Raw genomic sequence first — 19,382 nt, 5'->3', positions numbered from 1 at the left:
AGGCATGATCACTCTATACGGCGAAGGACGCGGCTTCCGTGTTGCCTGGTTGCTCGAAGAAATGGGGCGCCCTTATCGCGTACGGCCGGTAGATCTGCTCGACGGTGTCGAACAGGATACCGAATTCCTGGCGATCAACCCTGCCGGATTCATCCCTGCGATCGTCGACGGCGACACGGTGATGGTCGAATCGATCGCGATCATGGAATATCTGCTCGCGCGCTACGGACCGGGCCCGCTTGCGCCGACGCCCGACGACGCGGCGTTCGCGACCTATCAGCAATTTCTCCATATGGGTGAGGCGGGCCTCGCGGGTCCGATCAACGCCATCGTCGCGACGAACATACTCGCCCCCGAAGCCGAACGGGAAAACTGGACCACGGGCTGGGCGCTCGGCATTTTCAAGAGCCGCCTCGGCCTCGTGAGCCGCCAGCTTGCGCGTACGCCCCATATCGCAGGAGACCGCTTCACCGCCGCCGACATTTCGGTGACCTACGCGCTCCAATTCGCCCAGCGCACGATCGGCTTCGCGTTGGGTACGGTGGAACTGGACTATGTCGAACGAACCACGGCGCGCGCGGGATATCGGTGCGCGATGGACAATTTCCCCGCGACAAAGGCGTGGGTCGCGGGATTGGCCGGAGCGAACTAGCCCCAAAGCAAAACGCCCGCGGAAATCCGCGGGCGTTTCGGTAATCGGCGATGGAAAGGCTCAGCCCTTGGCGACGCCCGCGATAGCCTGATCGACCAGCGCCTTGTCGGCCGTGGCGTCATGCTTTTCGGCAATCAGCGCGGCGGCGGCTTCGGTCGCAGCCTTCGCAGCGGCCGAGCGGACTTCGCTAAGCGCGGTTGCTTCGGCCGCGGCGATGCGGTCTTCGGCCATCTGCTTGCGGCGGCCGATCAGCGCGGTGGCGTCGGCCTTGGCTTTGGCGACGAGCGCTTCGGCCTCCGCATCGGCGCGGGCGCGCATCTCGTCGGCTTCCTTGGCGGCGTCGGCGAGCTTCGCCTCATATTCGGCCTTCAGCGATTCGGCGTCGAGACGCAGCGCTTCGGCTTCCTTGAGCTGCTTCGAAATCTCGGCAATCTTGTTGTCGAGCATGCCCGCGACCATCGCCGGCACCTTCTTCCACAGCAGGATCGCGATGAAGATCGCCATGGCGATCGAAACCCAGACGGTCGCATCGATGAAGCCGAACGAGGCCGGCTCGACATGCACTTCGCCCGCGGCTTCGGACAAGATGGTCAGAACATTAGCCATGGAGCACCGCCTTCACCGCCGCCTTGGCGTCCGCCGCAGCGACCTTCACGCCCGACAGCTTGGCGACGAGATCGCCCGCTGCTTCGGCCGCGACCGATTCGATTTCGGCCATCGCCGAGGTACGCGCCGCATTGACGTCGGCTTCGGCCGCCGACAGCTTGTCGGCGAGTTCGGCGTCGACCTTTGCCAGACGCTTTTCGGCGTCTTTCGCGGCCTTGTCTTTGGCGTCGGTTACCGCCTTTTGCGCAGCGGCGCGGCTTGCGTCGCTTTGCTGGCGATAGCTTTCTTCGAGGTTGTCGGCGGCGGCATGCGCGGCTTTCGCAGCGGCCAGATCGTCCGCCACCTTGCGGTCGCGTGCGTCCACCGTCGCCTCGATCTTCGGCAGCATGCCGCGGCCGATGACGAAAAAGACGAAGCCGAAGGTCAGCAGCACCCAGAAAATCTGCGATGCGGCGTACCAGCTTTCAGCGAATTGGCTGATTTGAGGCATGGATTTACTCGACCGACAAAAGAAAAGCAGTCGCGGGGCCGGCTTTTAGCGAGCCGGCCCCGCAGACGAAATCAGGCTGCCTTGAGGTACAGCAGGATTGCGATCAGGAACGACAGCAGGCCGAGAAGTTCGGCAGCCGCGAAGCCGATGAACAGGCGGCCCTGCTGGCCGTCGGCAGCAGCCGGGTTGCGCAGCGCGCTTTCGAGGAAGCTACCGAAGACGTTGCCCACACCGATGGCGGCCATACCGGCACCGATAGCGGCCAGACCGGCGCCGATGAGCGAAGCAGCTTGAACGTCCATTTTATACTCCTTGGGAAAAACGTTGATTATACAGTTGAAATATCAGTGCAGATTGACCGCGTCGTTCAGATAGAGCGACGTGAGCAGCGCGAACACATAAGCTTGGATACCCGCGACCAGCAGCTCGAGGCCGCTGATCCCGACCATCAGCGCCATGCTGGGGATGCCGACGCCCAGACCGACAGCCGGACCGGCAGCGATCCCGTCGATGATGAACGAGGCGAACACCTTCATCAGCACGTGGCCAGCGGTCATCGCGACGAACAGTCGGAGAGCAAGGCTGAACGGGCGAACAAGGAACGACACCAGCTCGATCACCGGGATCAGCCACAGCAGCCACCAGGGCGTGCCGTGCGGGACGAACAGCGAGAAGAAATGCAGGCCATGGCGCCAGAAACCGACGATCAGCACGATCGAGAAGCTCAGGATCGCGAGGAAACCGGTGATCGTGAAATGGCTCGTCACGGTAAAGGGATGCACGCCGAACAGGCCGAGCGGCATCAGCCCGATCACGTTCAACATCAGGATGAACATGAAGAGCGAGAAGACATAGGGCGTATATTTGCGGCCTTCGGGGCCGATATTGGCGTTCATCATGCCCGAAATGAAGCCGGTGAAGCCTTCGACGGCGACCTGCCAGCGGCCGGGGACGAGCTGGCGCTTCATCCCGCCGATCATGAAGACCCACAGCAGAAGGCCGGCGACGACCATCCACATCGCGCTGGTCGTAAAGGCAACCTCATGATTGCCGACATGGAACATGTCGAACATCTTCTGCACCTCGAACTGGTGCATCGGGTCCACTTTGCCTTGATCCGCCACGCGATACCTCGCCTAAATCCCAGTAATTCAGCTTCAATCCGGCTTTGAAGGCCGGATATTCGCTATTCGAAATATGCTTCTGAAGGCGACGACTATTCCAAGGAACAGCACCACCAACAGGCCCCAGGGAGCGGTGCCGGCAAAATGATCGATCGTCCAACCGACCAAGGCGCCGCCACCGATACCGCCCAGCAGTTCGGCCAGAACGCGGTTACCGAGCTTATAGTTAGCATCGGTCTCCGGTCCGGCGTTCACTGCGGTCCGTTTCGCTTCTGCGGCTTCGGCCCGGTCCAATCGCTCTTCGAGCGAGACCAGGCGCGAATCCTCCGAAGCTGGTTCCGGATCGCTGCCATTCCCCGTCATTTGTGCCATCCTCCTGAAACAGAGCCGATATCGATCGATTCCGCCTGCGAAAAAAGGCCCGAAAATTCGGGGGACCCCTAAGGCGCGGTCCGTTTAGGAACGACACCCGATTAAGTCAATGCTTGTGCGCAGGTGCACAAAAATGTCGCCGTCGGGGCGCACAAAAATGCCGCCGACCTCTCCGCCCCGTTCGCATCGAGCGAAGTCGAGATGCCGTGAGGTCGCACGCCGTCGGGGGGTGTCTCGACTTCGCTCGACACGAACGGATATCGGGTATGGATTTCGCACCCAAAACTCGCAAAAATGCCGCCGCGTTTAGGGGCGCGGCGGCATCTGAGGGCCCGCAGGCCCTATTATGCGGCTTGTTCGTTTACGGGCAGCGCGCGTCGCGTTCGGGCGGGCTGCCGTCGCGGGTTTTCCAGGCGCCGCCGGGCGTCTGATATTTTTCGCCCGGCTTGGTCTGCGCGATCAGGTTGCAGCCGCTGGTAAAGGCGAACTGCTCGACCGTGCTGCCGGTCGACTGCGCGCTCGCGGTATAGGCGGCCTTGCGCTTGATATTGAGGTCCTGCACCAGCGCGCGGATCGCCGGGGTCGGCGTGGTCGCGAACCCCAGATAGCCGTCGACCTGCTCGCCGATCTGCCCCGCGGCACGCGCGGCGGCATAGGCGGGATCGCGCTGCGCCATAGCCGACGGCACGGCCAGCGCAACGGCGGCGGTGGCCGCAATCGCAGCAAGTGCCAGTCCGGTCGGTTTCCACATCGTCTTGGTCATCTTCTTGTTCCCCATCAGAATATCTCGCTATTCTGCTCGATGAGCTTCTTGGCGTCGCCATCCAGCCTGTACACCACTTCCTGACGGATGTTGATATTCAGGTTGATTTCGATCGGCTTGTCGGGAGTGTCGATCTGGACGCAGCCCGCAAGCGCGGCCGCCCCGATCGATACTGCAACATACCTATAGCCTATGGCCAGCCTCCTAGCTCCGGTCTCGGGTATCTTCATTGCACGGGCTCGCTTTCTGGGGGCTGAACGGGGACGATTGTTGCTTTTTTCGCGTCTTCCTGCGCGCGGATCAGCGCGGGCAGATTCTGTTCGATCAGCAGCGACGGGTCGTAAAAGCCCTTCGCCGATGTCAAAAGCTGGCGGAACGGCGCCCGAATCTTCACGTTGAAGATCAACGGCAGTTTCGCGACCTGGTTGGTCAGGAAATTACGCGTCGCGCCTTCGCCCTGCCCCACGCCGCCAAAGCGGATATCGGTCACCATTTCGCCGTCGAGGTCCCCGTTCAGGATGATCGTCAGATCATCATATTTGAGGCTGCGCAGCGCGCCAAAGGCAAAATTGGCGATGACACCCAGATTGCGGTTCGACAATTCGCCGACATAAGCGAGCGTGCCGCCGCCGCCGCGCGAATCGATGCGGCCACCCACGATGCGCCCGCCCATCCCATCGAACTCGACCGGCAAGGTTCCGTCGAACACGCCCGTCGCGTTGATATTATCAAAGCCGAAGCTTTGCAGGAACACCGCCGCATCGACCCCGACGATATCGAACGACAGCCGCCGCGCTTTCTCCGTGCCGAAATCGAGCGTCGTCGGATGGAGGAGCAACTGCCCGCCGCCAAAGGGCCAACTCCCGCCCTCGACCCGGACACGATTATTGTCGAGCAACTGATATTCGATCTCGCCGTCGACGACCGGAATACCCGGGTTGATCTCCTTGATCTTCGCGATCTGACCCGGCGCCGATCTAAGGCCAATCAGGTCGTCGAAACTGAGCGTCGTCGTCAGCCCCGTCACCGGTCCAAACGCCGCGGCGAGGCTGGCGTCGGCGGTCGCGAAGGTTCCGCGGCTCGTGACGCCGTCCGCGGTCCATTCGATACGGCCGTCGCCGACCACCGAACCTTGCACGTTGGCCACGACGCCGAGCGCGAGACTGGTCAGCTGGTCGGGCTGGAACGCCTCATTGAACCGCAGCTCCTTGACGACAAGGTCAGCCGAACCGCTGCTGTCGGAAAGCCGGTGGCGGATCAACGTGTCGAGGATTTTTGTTCCGGTCTTCTGCTCGCTGAAACCCGCCTTCGCTTCGATCATCCCGTTCGCGAAGCGCAGATTCGCTTCATTGCTGACCAGCGGGAAGAAGCGCGGATCGGGCGCCGCGTCGGTGAGCAGCAACCCGCCGTCGAGCGTCAGCGCGCCATTCGCGAAGCGCCATTGCCCCGCAATCTCGCCCATGTTCAGGGGCACCGCGCCGATCTTGCTGCTCGCACCGTTGAGATCGCCCGCCATACCTTGCGGCGTCGCACGCCCGGTCAGGCTCTCAGCGGCAAAGCGGGTCACGCTCTCCCCCTCGCCCAGCCGGATATCGGCTCGCGCCAGCGACCAGCGCATCGCGGACAGGTCGATGTTCGCCGGGCCGCTTTTCAGGCTGAACGGCGAACTGCCGCTCGTCCCGCGCAGTGCAATACCGGGAATGCGGATATCGCCGCGAAGCCCGTCGGGCCCGGCGCTGAGCAGCGGCGCGCCCGGGCGACTGCACAGGTCGATCGCGCTGCGGCCCAGCCGGAAGCCGCTGACATCGATCCGGTCGGCCACTACGCGGCTGCATCCGCCGTCGAACGCGAGAGCTCCGGTCGGGGCGAGAAAGCCGTTCAACGGCACCGTCAACCGCTCGACGCGCCCGCCCGCGAGCGGCCCCGACAGCGTCGCGGCCGTTGCGAAGCGCAGCAACCCGCCCGCGCCGCCCGAAAAACGCACCGGCGTCAACGCCAGCCGCGCGCCTTCGGCGCCATAAGGATCGAAGCTGGCGAGCCCCGTCACCCTTCCCTCGGCGCTGCGATCGATACTCAGCGTTCCCGACGGCAGGTCACCGCCCGCGATGCTCCAGCGTCCCGTCGCAATCACCGCGGGCTCGTCCGCGCCATAAAGATAGCCGATGCGGCTGTCCGCGCTGCCGGTGAAATGCGCGCCGCTCGCGCTCGTCAGTTCGGGCGCGATCAGGTCGACGCGCGCCGTTGGCCCTTCGCCCGCAAGCGCGAAGCCCGCGCTACCGCTCGCATCGGCGAGCACGCGGCTCAGCGCGCCGACGGCCTTCACCGCGAGAGGCCCGACCGGCGTGCCCGCCAGCCCGCGCGCGCTTTCGGCGAGCGAGCGCCGCAAATCGGCACTGCCGCTGGCCCGAGCGAAGCTGATCTGCCCGTCGAACTTCGGCGCAGCGCTACCGACGCTGCCCTTGGCTTCGAGGTTTACCGTCTCGGCCGCGAAATCGGCACCGCGTAGGCGCGCCATGTCAGCATCGATGTCGAGCTTTGTCAGCACCGCAGTGCCGTCGAAGCGGGCGACCACGCCCATCCGGTCGGCCGCGACGGGTCCCGCGACGAGCCGCGCGATGCTCGCGTCGGCCTTGCCCTTCCAGCTTTGCAGATCCTCCGACAGCGAAAGGTCGAGCGCGACTTGCGGCGAAGCCGCACTGACACTGCCGTCTGCGCAGCGCAACGAACCACCACGCAAGGGACCGACGAGCTGCGACCGCACGTCGCGAACGAGAAGCGTGCCGTAGAAACTGATATCATCGCCGCTACACCCCGCCGCCGCAATGCGCGGCGCGACGAGCGCGAGTTTGCCGGTGAAGTCGCGGCGCAGATTGCCGCCGCCGCTAAGCGCCGCACCGATATTGCCCCACGGCGTTTCGACGCGGGCTCGCGCATCGCGCAGCGCGACCGACAGGTCGGGCAAGGCGAACGGATCCTTGCTCGTCGGATCGCGGAACTTGTCGAGCGAGCCGAACGACAGGCGGCCGTCGACGAAGCGGCCATAAAGCCGAACGCCCTCGGCATTGATTCCCGAAACATAGGGACCGCGCCAGCCATAACCGAGCAGGACCTCTACGCGCTTCGCGGTCAGGTCGGGATGCTTCGGGTCGCCGATGACAATGTCGGATAGTTGCTCGCTGCGAAAGCCGATCCGGTCGATCCTATAGCGCGCCGGAACATCGCGGCTTTCGAGCTGGTCGCGAATGAATTCATCGGCGATCGGCTCGCGCGCGACCCAGACCCCTGCGATGAGGATGATTACGGCGCCAGCGGTCAGCCAGCGCTTTTTGAACAGCAGCTTCCGATATTTCCACCGCGGTTTTACGCCGTCTTCCGTGTCAGTCATGGAATATGGCCGATGACGTCATGGCGGCAAAATCTCGTCCCTCGGCCCGAACCCCGTTCAGGGCACAAACGCCGGAAATCCCGTTTCGATGCAGGAATTTGATCCGGTTCGCCATCTTCCTTACCCTATGACCGTTGAGTGCGCCTCACAAGGCGGTTATTGCCGCGTCATGGGGGATACGCCGGACCATCTTGGGCATCGCGCGCGGTTGCGGGCTCGCCTGCTCGACGACGCCGAAGGCTTGGCCGATTACGAGCTGGTCGAATATCTGCTCACGCTCGCAATCCCGCGCCGAGACACCAAGCCGCTCGCGAAAGCGCTGCTCCGCGAATTCGGTTCGCTGGCGCAGCTGGTCAGCGCCGACCCCGAATCGCTGCGCCGGGTCGACGGGCTCAGCGATACCGGCATTGCGGCGGTGAAGATCGTCCAGGCCGCGAGCCTGCGCCTGCTTAAAGGCGAATTTCGCGACAAACCGTTATTGTCCAGCTGGGACGCGCTGCTCGACTGGCTGCGCGCCGACATGGGGCCGATCGACGTCGAGCGCGTTCGCGTGCTCTATCTCAATTCGCGTAACATGCTGATCCGCGACGAACTCGCGAGCGAAGGGTCGATCGACCAGTCGGCGATCTATGTTCGCGAAGTCATCAAGCGCGCGCTCGAACTCGGCGCTTCGGCGATCATCCTTGTCCACAACCACCCCAGCGGCAGCCCCGAACCGAGCCGGCAGGATATCGCGATCACCAAGGATATCGCAGGCGCCGCCGCGAAACTTGGAATCGCGCTCCACGATCACATCATTATCGGCGGGTCCGATTACCGCAGCTTTCGCGCGATGGGACTGCTCTAGCCAAATTTGACTTCCGCCGCGCGCGGCCACATCATCAGGGCCATGCAGATTCGGCGCAGCCTTCTCCATTTCCGCCATCACGGGGGACAACTTCTCGCGGGCATTTAGCCCCGGGTTCCGGCGCGCTCGCCCCGAACCCGGGGCACCTTCCGTCCAGACATTGCCGCGCGTGGCCAGCCGCCGCGCGCCAGCCGGAAAGTCCGCGCCATGACCAAGAAGAAAAACGGGGCCGCGATGCCCCATATCCGCATGATCGACAGCGAAGCCGACGTGCTGACCGAACTGACCCTGCAGCAGCAGCGCGATTCGGTTCGCTTCTATGAATTGCTGCTCGATGAGATCGATCGCGCCGCGATCTGCGAACGCACCAGAATCCCGCCCGACGTCGTGACCATGGGCTCCAACGTCACCTTCATCGATGAAAAAAGCGGCGCCGAACGGACAGTGCGCCTCGTATATCCCGCCGAAGCCGACATATCCGCCGGGCGGATGTCGATCCTGACGCCGATCGGGGCGGGCCTGATCGGCCTCAGCGTCGGCCAGTCGATCAACTGGCCCGATCGCGGTGGCATCGAACACCGGTTGACGATCGTCGCGGTCGAGCAACCCGCTTAGCTGGCTGCAAACGGCTTAGCTTGCTGCAAACGGCGATGCAGCCGCCGGATCGCTCCGACGGCTGCACCACCCCGCGGGACGCCGTTTAGGCGCCGCGCGACAGGAAACCGGTCAATTCGGTCTTGTTAACCGCGCCCGACTTGTCGCCATCAGCCGATGCGAAAGCCTGACCAATCCAGGTCTTCACTTCGGCCGATTCGACGTCGGCGCTCGGATCGGTCGCTGCACGCAGCTTCTTCATCCACGCGCCGAACTCGGTTTCGTTCAGGTCGCCATTCTTATCCCCGTCATAGGTCGGGAATTCCTGGTCGACGATCTGCGCAATCTGGGTCGGCGTTGCCGCTCCACCCGAAGGCGCGGCCTGGCCCGAAGCCGGCGGGGTCGACGCATCGGGTGCCGGGGCGGGTTCAGCCGGGGGCGTCGATGCGTCGGGTGCCGGAGCCGGCTCGCTCGCCGCCGGCGGTGTGGTCGGGTCCGACGCTGGGGCAGTCGTCTGAGCCAGGGCCGGGAAACTCACGGCAGCGGCGCCGATCAAAAGCATCTGTTTCAACATGGTCTATCTCCTGTGTGCGGGGTTATTCGGGTTCCGATTCGGGCTTTTCTTCGGAATCCGGAGCAGGCTGGTCAGCCGGAGGGGCGGGCTCAGCGGCGGGGGGCGTATCGCTCGGGGTCGCGTCCTCGGTGGGCGCCGTTTCATCCGTCGGCTTCGTTTCGTCCGTCGGCTTGCTATCGGGCGCGGGGGCCGTGGTGTCGGTCGGCGCCGGCTGCGACTGCGTCGTGGGGGCCGGCTCTTCGGCCGGGGCAGTCGTCTGGGCCAAAGCGGGGAAACTGACAGCCGCCGCGCCGATCAAAAGCACTTGTTTCAACACATTTATTCTCCTGTAACGGCGACTTCGATGGTCTCTGCGACCCGTCGCCTTTCTGATGGGGCATAGGAGCAACCCATCGTCTTTCCGCAAAGTTGCGCGCCCTCGGCATTTGGCGAAACGCCCCGTCCCTGCTACGGGGCGCCCCATCGTGGTTCCGCGTGGATTCCGCGATAAGGCGCCCGAAAAGGAAGGAAATTCAATGGTTCCGCGTTACGCACGGCCGGAAATGACCGCGATCTGGTCGGCCGAGAATCGGTTTCGCATCTGGTTCGAGATCGAAGCGCACGCGACCGACGCCCTTGCCGAACTCGGCACCGTGCCGAAATCGGCCGCGAAGGCGCTCTGGGACTGGTGGGCAACGAACCCGGTGATCGACGTCGCCGCGATCGACGCGATCGAGGCGGTTACCAAGCATGATGTCATCGCCTTCCTGACGTGGGTTGCCGAGAATGTCGGCGACGAAGCGCGCTTCATGCACCAGGGCATGACCAGCTCGGACGTGCTCGACACCTGCCTCGCGGTTCAGCTCAGCCAGGCGGCCGACATATTGCTCGCCGATCTCGACGCGCTGCTCGAGGCGATCAAGCGCCGCGCCTATGAACATAAGCTCACCCCGACGATCGGCCGCAGCCACGGCATCCACGCCGAGCCGGTGACCTTCGGGCTCAAGCTCGCCGAAGCCTATGCCGAATTCTCGCGATGCAAGCTGCGCCTCCAGGCCGCGCGCGCCGAAATCGCGACCTGCGCCATTTCGGGCGCGGTTGGCACCTTCGCCAATATCGATCCGCGCGTCGAAGCGCATGTCGCGGCAAAGCTCGGCCTCGCGATCGAGCCCGTCTCGACGCAGGTGATCCCGCGCGACCGCCACGCGATGTTCTTCGCGGTGCTCGGCGTCGTCGCGTCGTCGATCGAACGGCTGTCGGTCGAAGTCCGCCATCTCCAGCGCACCGAAGTGCTCGAGGCCGAGGAATATTTCTCGCCGGGCCAGAAGGGCTCGTCGGCGATGCCGCACAAGCGCAACCCGATCCTGACCGAGAATCTGACCGGCCTCGCGCGCATGGTGCGCAGCGCCGCGATCCCCGCGATGGAGAATGTCGCGCTGTGGCACGAGCGCGACATCAGCCACTCGTCGGTCGAACGCTTCATCGGCCCCGATGCGACGATCACGCTCGACTTCGCGCTCGCGCGCCTGACCGGAGTCGTCGACAAGCTGCTCGTTTACCCCGCGCGGATGCAGAAGAATCTCGACCGCATGGGCGGGCTCGTCCATTCGCAGCGCGTCCTGCTCGCGCTGACGCAGGCAGGCGCGAGCCGCGAAGAAAGCTATGTCCTCGTCCAGCGCAACGCGATGAAGGTCTGGGATTCGGACGGCCAGCTCTCGCTGCTCGAACTGCTCAAGGCCGATACCGACGTCACCGCAAAGCTCTCGGCCGACGAGCTGACCGCGCTGTTCGACCTCGGCTATCATATGAAGCACGTCGACACGATCTTCGACCGGGTGTTCGGGGCGGCATAGCTCCCGGACTGGAATCGCGCGGCAATCTGTCATAGGGTCGGCGCCAGACCGACAGAGGAGCAAGACGAAGTGGGCATCCTGCGAACGATCATCTGGGTCTCGTTGACCGCCATCCTCGTCATTTTCGCGATGGCGAACTGGATTCCGGTCACCGTCACGATCTGGCCGGGACAGGTGCTCGACACCAAATTGCCCGTGTTGATCCTCACAGCGTTCCTTATCGGCAGCGTGCCGATGTGGATCGCGCTGCGCACGACGCGCTGGTCAATGAAGCGCCGCCTCGACGCCAGCGAGCGGCAGGCGGCGGATTTGCGCGCGCTCGCCAACCGGCCCGTCGAGGTCACGCCCACTCCTCCGGTCAACGACATCCCGCCCGCCCCATCCGACCTTTTCTCCACGGACAAGCCATGACTTCACCGCTTTATCTCGCCATCGACACCACGCACCTCGATGCCGCGCTGACGCTGGCGCAAAAGGTGCGGCGCCACGTCGGCGGGCTGAAGCTCGGTCTCGAATTCTTCTGCGCCAACGGGCACCACGGTGTGCATGAAATGGCGAAGCTGGGCCTGCCGATCTTTCTCGACCTCAAGCTCCACGACATTCCCAACACCGTCGCCAAGGCGATCCAGGCGCTGCGCTCGCTCGAACCGGCAATCATCACCGTCCACGCCGCGGGCGGCCGCGCGATGCTCGAAGAAGCGAAGGCATCCGCGGGCACGAACACCAAGGTCGTCGCGGTAACCGTGCTCACCAGCCTCGACGCGCCCGATCTGGAAGACATCGGCGTCGGCGGCAGTCCGCACGACCAGGTGGTGCGCCTCGCGGCGCTCGCCCGCGAATCCGGCCTCGACGGCATTGTCTGTTCGGGACAGGAGGTGAAAGCGGCGCGCAAGGCTTGGCCCGGTGGCTTTTACGTCGTCCCCGGGGTGCGCCCCGCGAACGGCAAGATCGGCGATCAGAAACGCGTCGTCACGCCGGCGCAGGCGATGGCCGACGGCGCCTCGATCCTCGTCGTCGGCCGCCCGATCAGCCAGTCGGCGGACCCCGACCTTGCCGCGCGCGAAATCGAAGCGACGCTTTAAAACCCTTTCCCATTCCCGTTCGTGTCGAGCGAAGTCGAGACACCCATCGGAGCAGCGCAAGATCGAGGGGCCTCTCGACTTCGCTCGATGCGAACGGACAAATTAGAGTCTGACCATGCCCCCACTCGTCAAAATCTGCGGCCTCAAGACGATCGAAGAGGTCGATGCCGCCATCCGTCACGGCGCGACGCACATCGGCCTCAATCACTATGAGCCGAGCCCGCGCTATGTCGACCTCAAGACCGCGGCCGAGCTGCGCAAACGCGCGGGCGCGGCCAACATCAAGGTTGCGCTGCTGTTGGTCAACGCACCGCAGCAACTCACCGGCGACGCGCTCGGCATGGTGCGCCCCGACATCGTCCAGTTCCACGGCACCGAAACCCCCGAATGGCTGGGTGTCGTAAAGCGGCTGACACCCGCCGAAGTGTGGAAGGCCATCGGCCTTAAGGACGCCGACACGCTCGTGCGGATGCAGAAATATCAGGGCGTCGCCGATCGCATCCTGTTCGATGCGCCCGCCGCCGCCATGCCGGGCGGCACCGGCACGCGTTTCGACTGGTCGCTGCTCAAAAACCATCGCCACGGCATCGACTGGGGCATTGCGGGCGGCCTCACCCCCGAGAATGTCGCAGAAGCGATCGCCGCGACCGGCGCGCCGCTCGTCGACGTTTCGTCGGGCGTCGAAAGCGCGCCGGGCGTCAAGGATGTGGACAAGATCGCGGCTTTCCTTAAAGCGGCGGGTCGATGACCGACTTACCCAACAGCCTTCGCTCCGGCCCCGACGAACGCGGCCATTTCGGCCAGTTCGGCGGCCGCTATGTCGCCGAAACGCTGATGCCGCTGATCCTCGACCTCGAGCGCCACTATCGCGCGGCGCAGGCCGATCCCGCGTTCAAGGCCGAGTTCGACTATCTGCTCAAACATTATGTCGGCCGCCCCAGCCCGCTGTGGTTCGCCGAGCGGCTGACCGAGCATCTCGGCGGCGCGAAGATTTACCTCAAGCGCGAGGATCTCAACCACACCGGCGCGCACAAGATCAACAATTGCATCGGCCAGATCCTGCTCGCCAAACGCATGGGCAAGACGAAGATCATCGCCGAAACCGGCGCCGGCCAGCACGGCGTCGCGACCGCAACCGTCGCCGCGCTGTTCGGCCTGCCCTGCACCATCTTCATGGGCGCGGTCGATGTTGCACGCCAGCAGCCGAACGTGTTCCGCATGAAATTGCTCGGCGCCGAAGTCGTCGCAGTCGAATCGGGCGCCAAGACGCTGAAGGATGCGATGAACGAGGCGCTGCGCCATTGGGTCGCGAACGTCCACGACACCTTTTACATCATCGGCACCGTCGCGGGCCCGCACCCCTATCCCGAGCTCGTCCGCGATTTCCAGTCGGTGATCGGCGACGAAGCGCGTGAACAGATCCTCGAGGCCGAAGGTCGCCTCCCCGACATGCTGATCGCTCCCGTCGGCGGCGGATCGAACGCGATCGGCCTCTTCCATCCCTTCCTCGACGATGCAGACGTCGAAATCGTCGGCGTCGAGGCCGCGGGCGAAGGGCTCGACAAGAAGCACGCCGCCAGCCTCGCGGGCGGGCGCCCAGGCATTCTCCACGGCAACAAGACCTATCTGTTGCAGGACGAGGACGGCCAGATCACCGAGGCGCACAGCATCTCGGCGGGTCTCGACTATCCCGGCATCGGCCCCGAACATAGCTGGCTCCACGAAATCGGCCGCGTCCGCTACGAACCCGTCACCGACGATGAAGCGCTCGCGAGCTTCCAGAAGCTCACCAAGCTCGAAGGCATCATCCCCGCGCTCGAAAGCGCGCACGCGATCGCCGCCGCCGAACGCATCGCGCCGACGCTGGGCAAGGACAAGATCATCATCGTCAACTGCTCGGGCCGCGGCGACAAGGATATCTTCACCGTGGCCGATGCGCTGGGGGTGGAGCTGTAATGCAATCGAAGCCGGTTCGGATTTTTACCGATTTCTGCCTCTTTCTGGTCGTCTTGTCGTTCGCCGACCTGCTGTTTCGGCATGGCTTGAATTTCGACGCCTGGAATCTCGCCTCCGCAAGACTGGCCTATAATGCGAGCATTGCTGCCGTGTTCGCGATTGTCTTTTATTTGAGGGCGCCTTCCCGATGACCCGCTTCGCCGCCTCCTTCGCCAAGCCCCATCCCGCGCTTGTGGCCTTCATCACCGCGGGCGACGGCGACACCGCCGCGAACCTCGACGCGCTCGTCGCGGGCGGTGCTGATGTGATCGAGCTTGGCATGCCCTTCACCGATCCGATGGCCGACGGCCCCGCGATCCAGGCCGCGAATTTGCGCAGCCTCGCGAAAGGCACGACCACCGCCGACATCTTCGCCATCGCGTCAGCTTTCCGCCAGCGCCATCCCGAAACGCCGCTCGTCCTGATGGGCTATGCCAACCCGATGACGATCCGCGGGTCCGACTGGTTCGCCGCCGAATGTGCCAAAGCAGGCGTCGACGGCGTGATCTGCGTCGACATTCCGTCTGAAGAAGACGCCGAACTCGGCCCGAGTCTTCGCGCCGCTGGCGTTGACCTGATCCGTCTTGCCACGCCCACCACCGATCCGGCGCGCTTGCCCGCCGTGCTCGATGGAGCAGGTGGTTTCCTTTATTATGTCTCGGTCGCGGGGATCACCGGCCAGCAACAAGCGGCGCAGGCGAGCATCGACGAAGCTGTTGCACGCCTCAAAGCCGCCACCGACCTTCCCGTCGCCGTAGGGTTTGGCGTCCGCACCCCCGAACAGGCGGCCCCGATCGCCAAGGTCGCCGACGGCGTCGTCGTCGGATCGGCTTTCATCGACATCATCGCGCAGCATGGCGACGCCGCCGCGCCTTATGTCGAGACCTTCACCCGTTCGCTCGCCGATGCTATCCACGGCGCAAAGGAGATCGCCGCATGAGCTGGCTCGACCGCGTTCGCAACGCGCTGCCCTTCGGGGTCAAACGCGACACCGCCGACAATCTCTGGCACAAATGCCGCCAGTGCCAGCAGATGGTGTTCGTCAAGGAATGGGAAGACAATCTCAACGTCTGCCCGCGCTGCGATCATCACGACCGCATCGGCGCGACCGAGCGTTTCGCGCAGCTGTTCGACGGCGGCCTCCACGAACTGATCAGCGCACCAGCGGCGCCCGAAGACCCGCTGAAGTTTCGCGACACCAAGAAATATGTCGACCGCATCAAGGCGGCGCGCGCGCAGACCGGCGACCGCGATGCCTATCAGAATGCGGCGGGCAAGATCGACGGCCAACCCGTCGTGATCGGCGTCCAGGATTTTGCCTTCATGGGCGGATCGATGGGCGTCGCCGTGGGCGAAGCTTTCGTCGCCGGGGTCGAGGAAGCGATCAGGCGCGGCTGTCCCTATCTCGCAATCACCGCCGCCGGCGGCGCGCGCATGCAGGAGGGTACGCTGTCGCTGATGCAGATGCCGCGCGCCACCGTCGCGCTCGCGCGCCTGCGCCGCGCCGGCCTTCCCTATATTGTGCTCCTGACCGATCCGACCACGGGCGGCGTCACCGCCAGCTATGCGATGCTCGGCGATATCCAGATCAGCGAGCCCAAGGCATTGATCGGCTTTGCGGGTCAGCGCGTGATCGAGAATACGATCCGCGAAAAACTGCCCGAAGGTTTCCAGCGCGCCGAATATCTGCTCGATCACGGGATGATCGATATGGTCGTGCATCGCAAGGAATTGCCCGAGACGCTGGGACGACTGATCGGCTATCTCGCGCCCGAGAAGGCGGCATGAGCACGGCAACGTTGCTCTCGCCAGCAACAAACTATGCGGTTGTCCAACTCCCCGGCCGGAATTTTCCGGGCGTTGTTGTCCAAGGCGATTCCTTGAACAATTTGGTCAGCCTGTTGGATTCAGCTTTGCTCGATGAAAATGAGCGAATGGATTTGATTGCGGAAGCGTTGGACATACTGAAGGGCGCGCGAAACAGGTACGAAGAAACCTGTGTGAACGCAGGCATACCGCTTCCCTACTGATATGGCAGATCACGCTCGTTCCAGCGACCCTGCGGTGCAGGCCCAACTCGATCGCCTCGCAGCCCTATCACCGGGCCGCGACATCCTCGGGCTCGAGCGCATCGCCGAACTTTGCGCGCGTCTCGGTAACCCGCATCTTCAGCTTCCGCGCACCTTCCATGTCGCGGGGACCAACGGCAAGGGATCGACCTGTGCCTACCTCCGCGCGATCCTCGAAGCGAGCGGACGGCACGTCCACGCTTACACCAGCCCGCACCTCGTGCGCTTCAACGAACGCATCCGCCTCGCCGGAACGCTGATCGACGACGCGCTGCTGGCGGCATTGCTCGAAGAGGTGCTCGACGAGGCGGCCGACCTGCAAGCGAGCTTCTTCGAAGTCACCACCGCGGCCGCTTTCCTCGCCTTCGCGCGCATTCCCGCCGACGACTGCATCATCGAAGTGGGCCTCGGCGGCCGCCTGGACGCCACCAACATCATTCCGCCGCCCGCCGTCTGCGGCATCGCCTCGCTCGGCATCGACCATGAAGCCTTCCTGCTAGCCCCCGAAACAGGAACGCCCGACGATCCGGCGATACGCATCGCGTGGGAAAAGGCGGGAATCATCAAATCCGACACGCCCGTGGCAACGTTCGACTATTCTCCGGGCGTGCGCGACATCATCGCCGCCAAGGTCGCCTCCGTCGGCGCCACCCTATTTCCCGAAGGAAACGGCTGGGCGATAGAGGCCGGCGGCGACAGCTTCCGCTGGACCTCGAAACTGGGTTCGGTAGCGGAGCCCATGCGTCCGCGCATGGCCGGGCCGCACCAGATGCGCAACGCCGGGCTCGCCATCGCGATGCTGCGCCTCGCCCCCGGTCCGCAGCCGACCGACGAAGCGATCGCGCACGGCGTCGCGGACGCCTTCTGGCCGGGCCGCATGCAGCACCTCGGCGCCGGCCCCCTCGCCGCGCTGTTGCCCGGCGGCACCGACGTCTGGCTCGACGGTGCGCATAATGTCGATGCGGGGCTCGCGCTTGCACGCCAGTTCGCGGACGAGCCGCGGCGCGTCCATCTGATCACCGGCATGCTCGCGAACAAGGATCCGGCGGCGATTGTCGCGCCGCTGGCCGATCGCCTCGCCAGCCTGACCGTCGTCCCCGTCCCGGGGCACGAGCATCATGGCGCCGCCGCGTTTGGCGCCGATGCAAAGGCGGCCGCTTCGGTTGCCGACGCACTGAGCGATCTCGCTGTCGATCCCGCGCGCGAAATCGTCCTGATCGCCGGCTCGCTCTATCTCGCCGGCGAAGTGCTCAGCGCGAACCTGCAGTTTCCGGACTGACGGCCTGAGGCGACGCTTCGGGTATCTCGACCTCGCCCGCCGTACCGATCGAGCGATCGACCAGTCCCGACCGCATCATCCACCAGAAGATAAGGATGCCGGGAACCGCCAAAGCAGTCGTCAGCAGATAGAAATCGACATAGCCGAACTGTTCGATCAGCTGGCCCGCGCTGGTCCCGGTGAGGAACCGCCCGAGGATACTCGCGGCGGCCGAGAAAAGCGCGAAGTGGGTCGCGGTAAAGCGCAGATCGGCCAGTGCCGACAGATAGGCGACAACGCAGACGCCGCCGATTCCGCTGGCAAAATTCTCGAACCCGATCGCGCCGGCCATGCCCCAATTGCTGTGCCCGGCGGCGGCCAGGCCCGCAAAGCTGAAATTCGAAATCGCCATCAGGACGAGGCTGAGCAACACCGACCGTTTCATGCCGAGCCGCGCGTAGATGATCCCGCCGACGAACACCCCGGCGAGCAGCGCCCAGAAACCCAGGCCGACATCGTAAAAGGCGATTTCGTCATTGGTGTAGCCGAGATCCTCGAACAGCAACCTGAAGGTCAGGTTGGCGAGCGTGTCGCCGATCTTGTGGAGCAGCAGGAAGAAGAGGATCAGGATTGCCCCCTCGCGCGAGAAAAATTCCGCCAGCGGCCCGACGGCGCCCTTGTCGGCGGCCTGCCCTTCGCGCGATTTGGTCGGCAGCGCGACCAGCGCCCCGATGACGAGCGCGCCAACGGCAAGGACGAACCAAAGCAGCGTCGACCCGACATAGGCGGCGATCGTCCCCCAATCCGCCGCCAGCACCGCGACCAGCGCCAGCGCCGGCAGCGCGATGATCCAGTTGATGTGCCCGCTCCACCCGATGTCGCGGGCGCGCCGGGCACTCAGGTCGAACAACGGGAACAAATATCCGACCAGGACCATCAGCGTCAGGATGTCGACGCCGAGCCATAGGTCGATCTGCCGCGCGATCAGAAACGCGAGCGGGAAGCTGCCAATGAAGAGCGCGTAGTGGGCACGCGACAGGAACGCCGGCCAATGCCGCTCGATCTTGCGTTCGGGCTCGCCCATCACCAACCCGGTGATGATTGCCGGGAGGACCAGCGCCGCGCAGACCATATAGGCAACGCCCCAACCGGCGCGTTCGGCGACAACGAGCGCCAGGGCGCCCGCCACCGCCGCACCGATGCGCCAGCCGTATTGCGACATGCCCGACCCCGTGCCCAATTGTTCTGGCGCAAGCAGTTCGATGCGATAGGCGTCGATTACGATGTCATAGGTCGCGCCGGCGAGCCCGACCGCGATCGCCGCGAGCGCGACGACCGCAAGCGAAGCCTTTGGATCGAGATTGCCCAGCACCGACACAGCGACGAAAACAAGCGCGCCGACAAGGATCAGCCACGATCGCCGCTGGCCGATCCGCCCGAGGACAGGGATGCGGAATCGGTCGATCGCGGGCGCCCATGCCCATTTCAGATTATAGGCGAGAAAGGTCAGCGCAAAGGCGGTGACGGATGACTTCTCGATACCGTCCTGTGCGAGCCGTGTCGTCAGTGTCGCGCCGATCATCGCGAACGGGAAACCCGACGATATGCCAAGGAACAGTGCAGCAAGGGGCGCAGGCTCCAGATAGGGTCGCAGACTGTCGCGCCACCCCTTCGGTGCCGGCATCGCCGCATCTGTCGCCATCATATTCCCCCTTTTGGACCTGTGACGGGCCGCGGCC

At 64.5% G+C, this 19,382-nt stretch carries 23 protein-coding genes; 13 read left to right on the top strand and 10 right to left on the bottom strand.

All coding sequences use genetic code 11. The features are described 5' to 3' along the window. Nucleotides 1-4 precede the first annotated feature (4 nt). On the top strand, nucleotides 5-652 hold the full coding sequence (locus ATE70_RS13450) for a glutathione S-transferase family protein (protein WP_058538407.1): 648 nt from the start codon (nucleotides 5-7) through the stop codon (nucleotides 650-652). Nucleotides 653-712: 60 nt separating this feature from the next. Here ATE70_RS13450 and ATE70_RS13445 read toward each other — a convergent pair whose 3' ends face one another. The 8 genes from ATE70_RS13445 to ATE70_RS13410 form a co-directional block, all read right to left on the bottom strand. Continuing rightward, nucleotides 713-1,258, bottom strand: coding sequence for a F0F1 ATP synthase subunit B family protein (locus ATE70_RS13445; RefSeq protein WP_058538406.1), 546 nt, complete (start codon nucleotides 1,256-1,258; stop codon nucleotides 713-715). Beyond that, nucleotides 1,251-1,748: a F0F1 ATP synthase subunit B family protein gene (locus ATE70_RS13440; protein ID WP_058538405.1), complete on the bottom strand. Its 498-nt coding sequence runs from the start codon at nucleotides 1,746-1,748 to the stop codon at nucleotides 1,251-1,253. The genes ATE70_RS13445 and ATE70_RS13440 overlap by 8 nt, the downstream gene beginning before the upstream one ends. A gap of 71 nt (nucleotides 1,749-1,819) precedes the next feature. Next, entirely contained in the window at nucleotides 1,820-2,050 is a 231-nt protein-coding gene (locus tag ATE70_RS13435; RefSeq protein ID WP_037515205.1) for a F0F1 ATP synthase subunit C, read from the bottom strand. A 42-nt stretch (nucleotides 2,051-2,092) separates the two neighbouring features. After that, a complete protein-coding gene (locus tag ATE70_RS13430) occupies nucleotides 2,093-2,845 on the bottom strand; it encodes a F0F1 ATP synthase subunit A (protein WP_058538404.1) in 753 nt (250 codons plus the stop codon). Nucleotides 2,846-2,905: 60 nt separating this feature from the next. Then, nucleotides 2,906-3,235 carry an AtpZ/AtpI family protein gene (locus tag ATE70_RS13425; RefSeq protein WP_037515490.1) on the bottom strand — a complete coding sequence of 110 codons (330 nt, stop codon included), beginning with the start codon at nucleotides 3,233-3,235 and terminating at the stop codon, nucleotides 2,906-2,908. 370 nt (nucleotides 3,236-3,605) lie between these two features. After that, nucleotides 3,606-4,007: a YdbL family protein gene (locus tag ATE70_RS13420; RefSeq protein WP_082639883.1), complete on the bottom strand. Its 402-nt coding sequence runs from the start codon at nucleotides 4,005-4,007 to the stop codon at nucleotides 3,606-3,608. A 14-nt stretch (nucleotides 4,008-4,021) separates the two neighbouring features. Beyond that, nucleotides 4,022-4,237, bottom strand: coding sequence for a YnbE family lipoprotein (locus ATE70_RS13415; RefSeq protein ID WP_082639854.1), 216 nt, complete (start codon nucleotides 4,235-4,237; stop codon nucleotides 4,022-4,024). Continuing rightward, entirely contained in the window at nucleotides 4,234-7,392 is a 3,159-nt protein-coding gene (locus tag ATE70_RS13410) for a YdbH domain-containing protein (protein WP_058538403.1), read from the bottom strand. Before ATE70_RS13410 ends, ATE70_RS13415 begins: the two co-directional genes overlap by 4 nt. Nucleotides 7,393-7,561: 169 nt before the next feature. Here ATE70_RS13410 and radC point away from each other — a divergent pair, with 169 nt between their 5' ends. Together radC and rnk are read left to right on the top strand one after the other, a co-directional pair. Next, entirely contained in the window at nucleotides 7,562-8,239 is a 678-nt protein-coding gene (gene radC, locus ATE70_RS13405) for a RadC family protein (protein WP_058538605.1), read from the top strand. A gap of 207 nt (nucleotides 8,240-8,446) precedes the next feature. Beyond that, entirely contained in the window at nucleotides 8,447-8,854 is a 408-nt protein-coding gene (rnk, locus tag ATE70_RS13400; RefSeq protein ID WP_058538402.1) for a nucleoside diphosphate kinase regulator, read from the top strand. Nucleotides 8,855-8,939: 85 nt separating this feature from the next. Here the strand turns inward: rnk and ATE70_RS13395 are convergent, their stop codons facing one another. Then, on the bottom strand, nucleotides 8,940-9,407 hold the full coding sequence (locus ATE70_RS13395) for a hypothetical protein (protein WP_058538401.1): 468 nt from the start codon (nucleotides 9,405-9,407) through the stop codon (nucleotides 8,940-8,942). 515 nt (nucleotides 9,408-9,922) lie between these two features. On the opposite strand from ATE70_RS13395, the gene purB reads away from it, so the two are divergent. From purB to ATE70_RS13340, 10 genes are all read left to right on the top strand, one after another. Then, nucleotides 9,923-11,239 carry an adenylosuccinate lyase gene (gene purB, locus ATE70_RS13385; RefSeq protein WP_058538399.1) on the top strand — a complete coding sequence of 439 codons (1,317 nt, stop codon included), beginning with the start codon at nucleotides 9,923-9,925 and terminating at the stop codon, nucleotides 11,237-11,239. Nucleotides 11,240-11,308: 69 nt separating this feature from the next. After that, a complete protein-coding gene (locus tag ATE70_RS13380; protein WP_058538398.1) occupies nucleotides 11,309-11,650 on the top strand; it encodes a lipopolysaccharide assembly protein LapA domain-containing protein in 342 nt (113 codons plus the stop codon). Next, nucleotides 11,647-12,321 (top strand): orotidine-5'-phosphate decarboxylase, encoded by a 675-nt coding sequence (gene pyrF, locus ATE70_RS13375; RefSeq protein ID WP_058538397.1) that lies wholly within the window; start codon nucleotides 11,647-11,649, stop codon nucleotides 12,319-12,321. Before ATE70_RS13380 ends, pyrF begins: the two co-directional genes overlap by 4 nt. 115 nt (nucleotides 12,322-12,436) lie before the next feature. Beyond that, the gene (locus ATE70_RS13370; protein WP_058538396.1) at nucleotides 12,437-13,069 is read left to right on the top strand and encodes a phosphoribosylanthranilate isomerase; all 633 of its coding nucleotides are present in this window, start codon (nucleotides 12,437-12,439) and stop codon (nucleotides 13,067-13,069) included. Then, entirely contained in the window at nucleotides 13,066-14,277 is a 1,212-nt protein-coding gene (gene trpB / locus ATE70_RS13365) for a tryptophan synthase subunit beta (RefSeq protein WP_058538395.1), read from the top strand. The genes ATE70_RS13370 and trpB overlap by 4 nt, the downstream gene beginning before the upstream one ends. Continuing rightward, the gene (locus tag ATE70_RS13360; protein ID WP_058538394.1) at nucleotides 14,277-14,468 is read left to right on the top strand and encodes a hypothetical protein; all 192 of its coding nucleotides are present in this window, start codon (nucleotides 14,277-14,279) and stop codon (nucleotides 14,466-14,468) included. Before trpB ends, ATE70_RS13360 begins: the two co-directional genes overlap by 1 nt. Beyond that, nucleotides 14,465-15,256 carry a tryptophan synthase subunit alpha gene (gene trpA / locus ATE70_RS13355; RefSeq protein ID WP_058538393.1) on the top strand — a complete coding sequence of 264 codons (792 nt, stop codon included), beginning with the start codon at nucleotides 14,465-14,467 and terminating at the stop codon, nucleotides 15,254-15,256. Before ATE70_RS13360 ends, trpA begins: the two co-directional genes overlap by 4 nt. Beyond that, a complete protein-coding gene (gene accD / locus ATE70_RS13350) occupies nucleotides 15,253-16,104 on the top strand; it encodes an acetyl-CoA carboxylase, carboxyltransferase subunit beta (protein ID WP_058538392.1) in 852 nt (283 codons plus the stop codon). The genes trpA and accD overlap by 4 nt, the downstream gene beginning before the upstream one ends. Continuing rightward, complete coding sequence (locus tag ATE70_RS13345; protein WP_058538391.1) at nucleotides 16,101-16,346, top strand: DUF6959 family protein; 246 nt, start codon at nucleotides 16,101-16,103, stop codon at nucleotides 16,344-16,346. Before accD ends, ATE70_RS13345 begins: the two co-directional genes overlap by 4 nt. Before the next feature lies 1 nt (nucleotide 16,347). Then, entirely contained in the window at nucleotides 16,348-17,664 is a 1,317-nt protein-coding gene (locus ATE70_RS13340) for a bifunctional folylpolyglutamate synthase/dihydrofolate synthase (protein WP_058538390.1), read from the top strand. Here ATE70_RS13340 and ATE70_RS13335 read toward each other — a convergent pair. After that, nucleotides 17,636-19,348, bottom strand: coding sequence for an AmpG family muropeptide MFS transporter (locus ATE70_RS13335; RefSeq protein WP_231732690.1), 1,713 nt, complete (start codon nucleotides 19,346-19,348; stop codon nucleotides 17,636-17,638). The genes ATE70_RS13340 and ATE70_RS13335 overlap by 29 nt on opposite strands. Between the last annotated feature and the right edge of the window lie 34 nt (nucleotides 19,349-19,382).

This window comes from Sphingopyxis sp. H053 (assembly GCF_001468225.1).
Lineage (GTDB): Bacteria > Pseudomonadota > Alphaproteobacteria > Sphingomonadales > Sphingomonadaceae > Sphingopyxis.
This window is presented reverse-complemented; position numbering and strand designations above follow the sequence as displayed.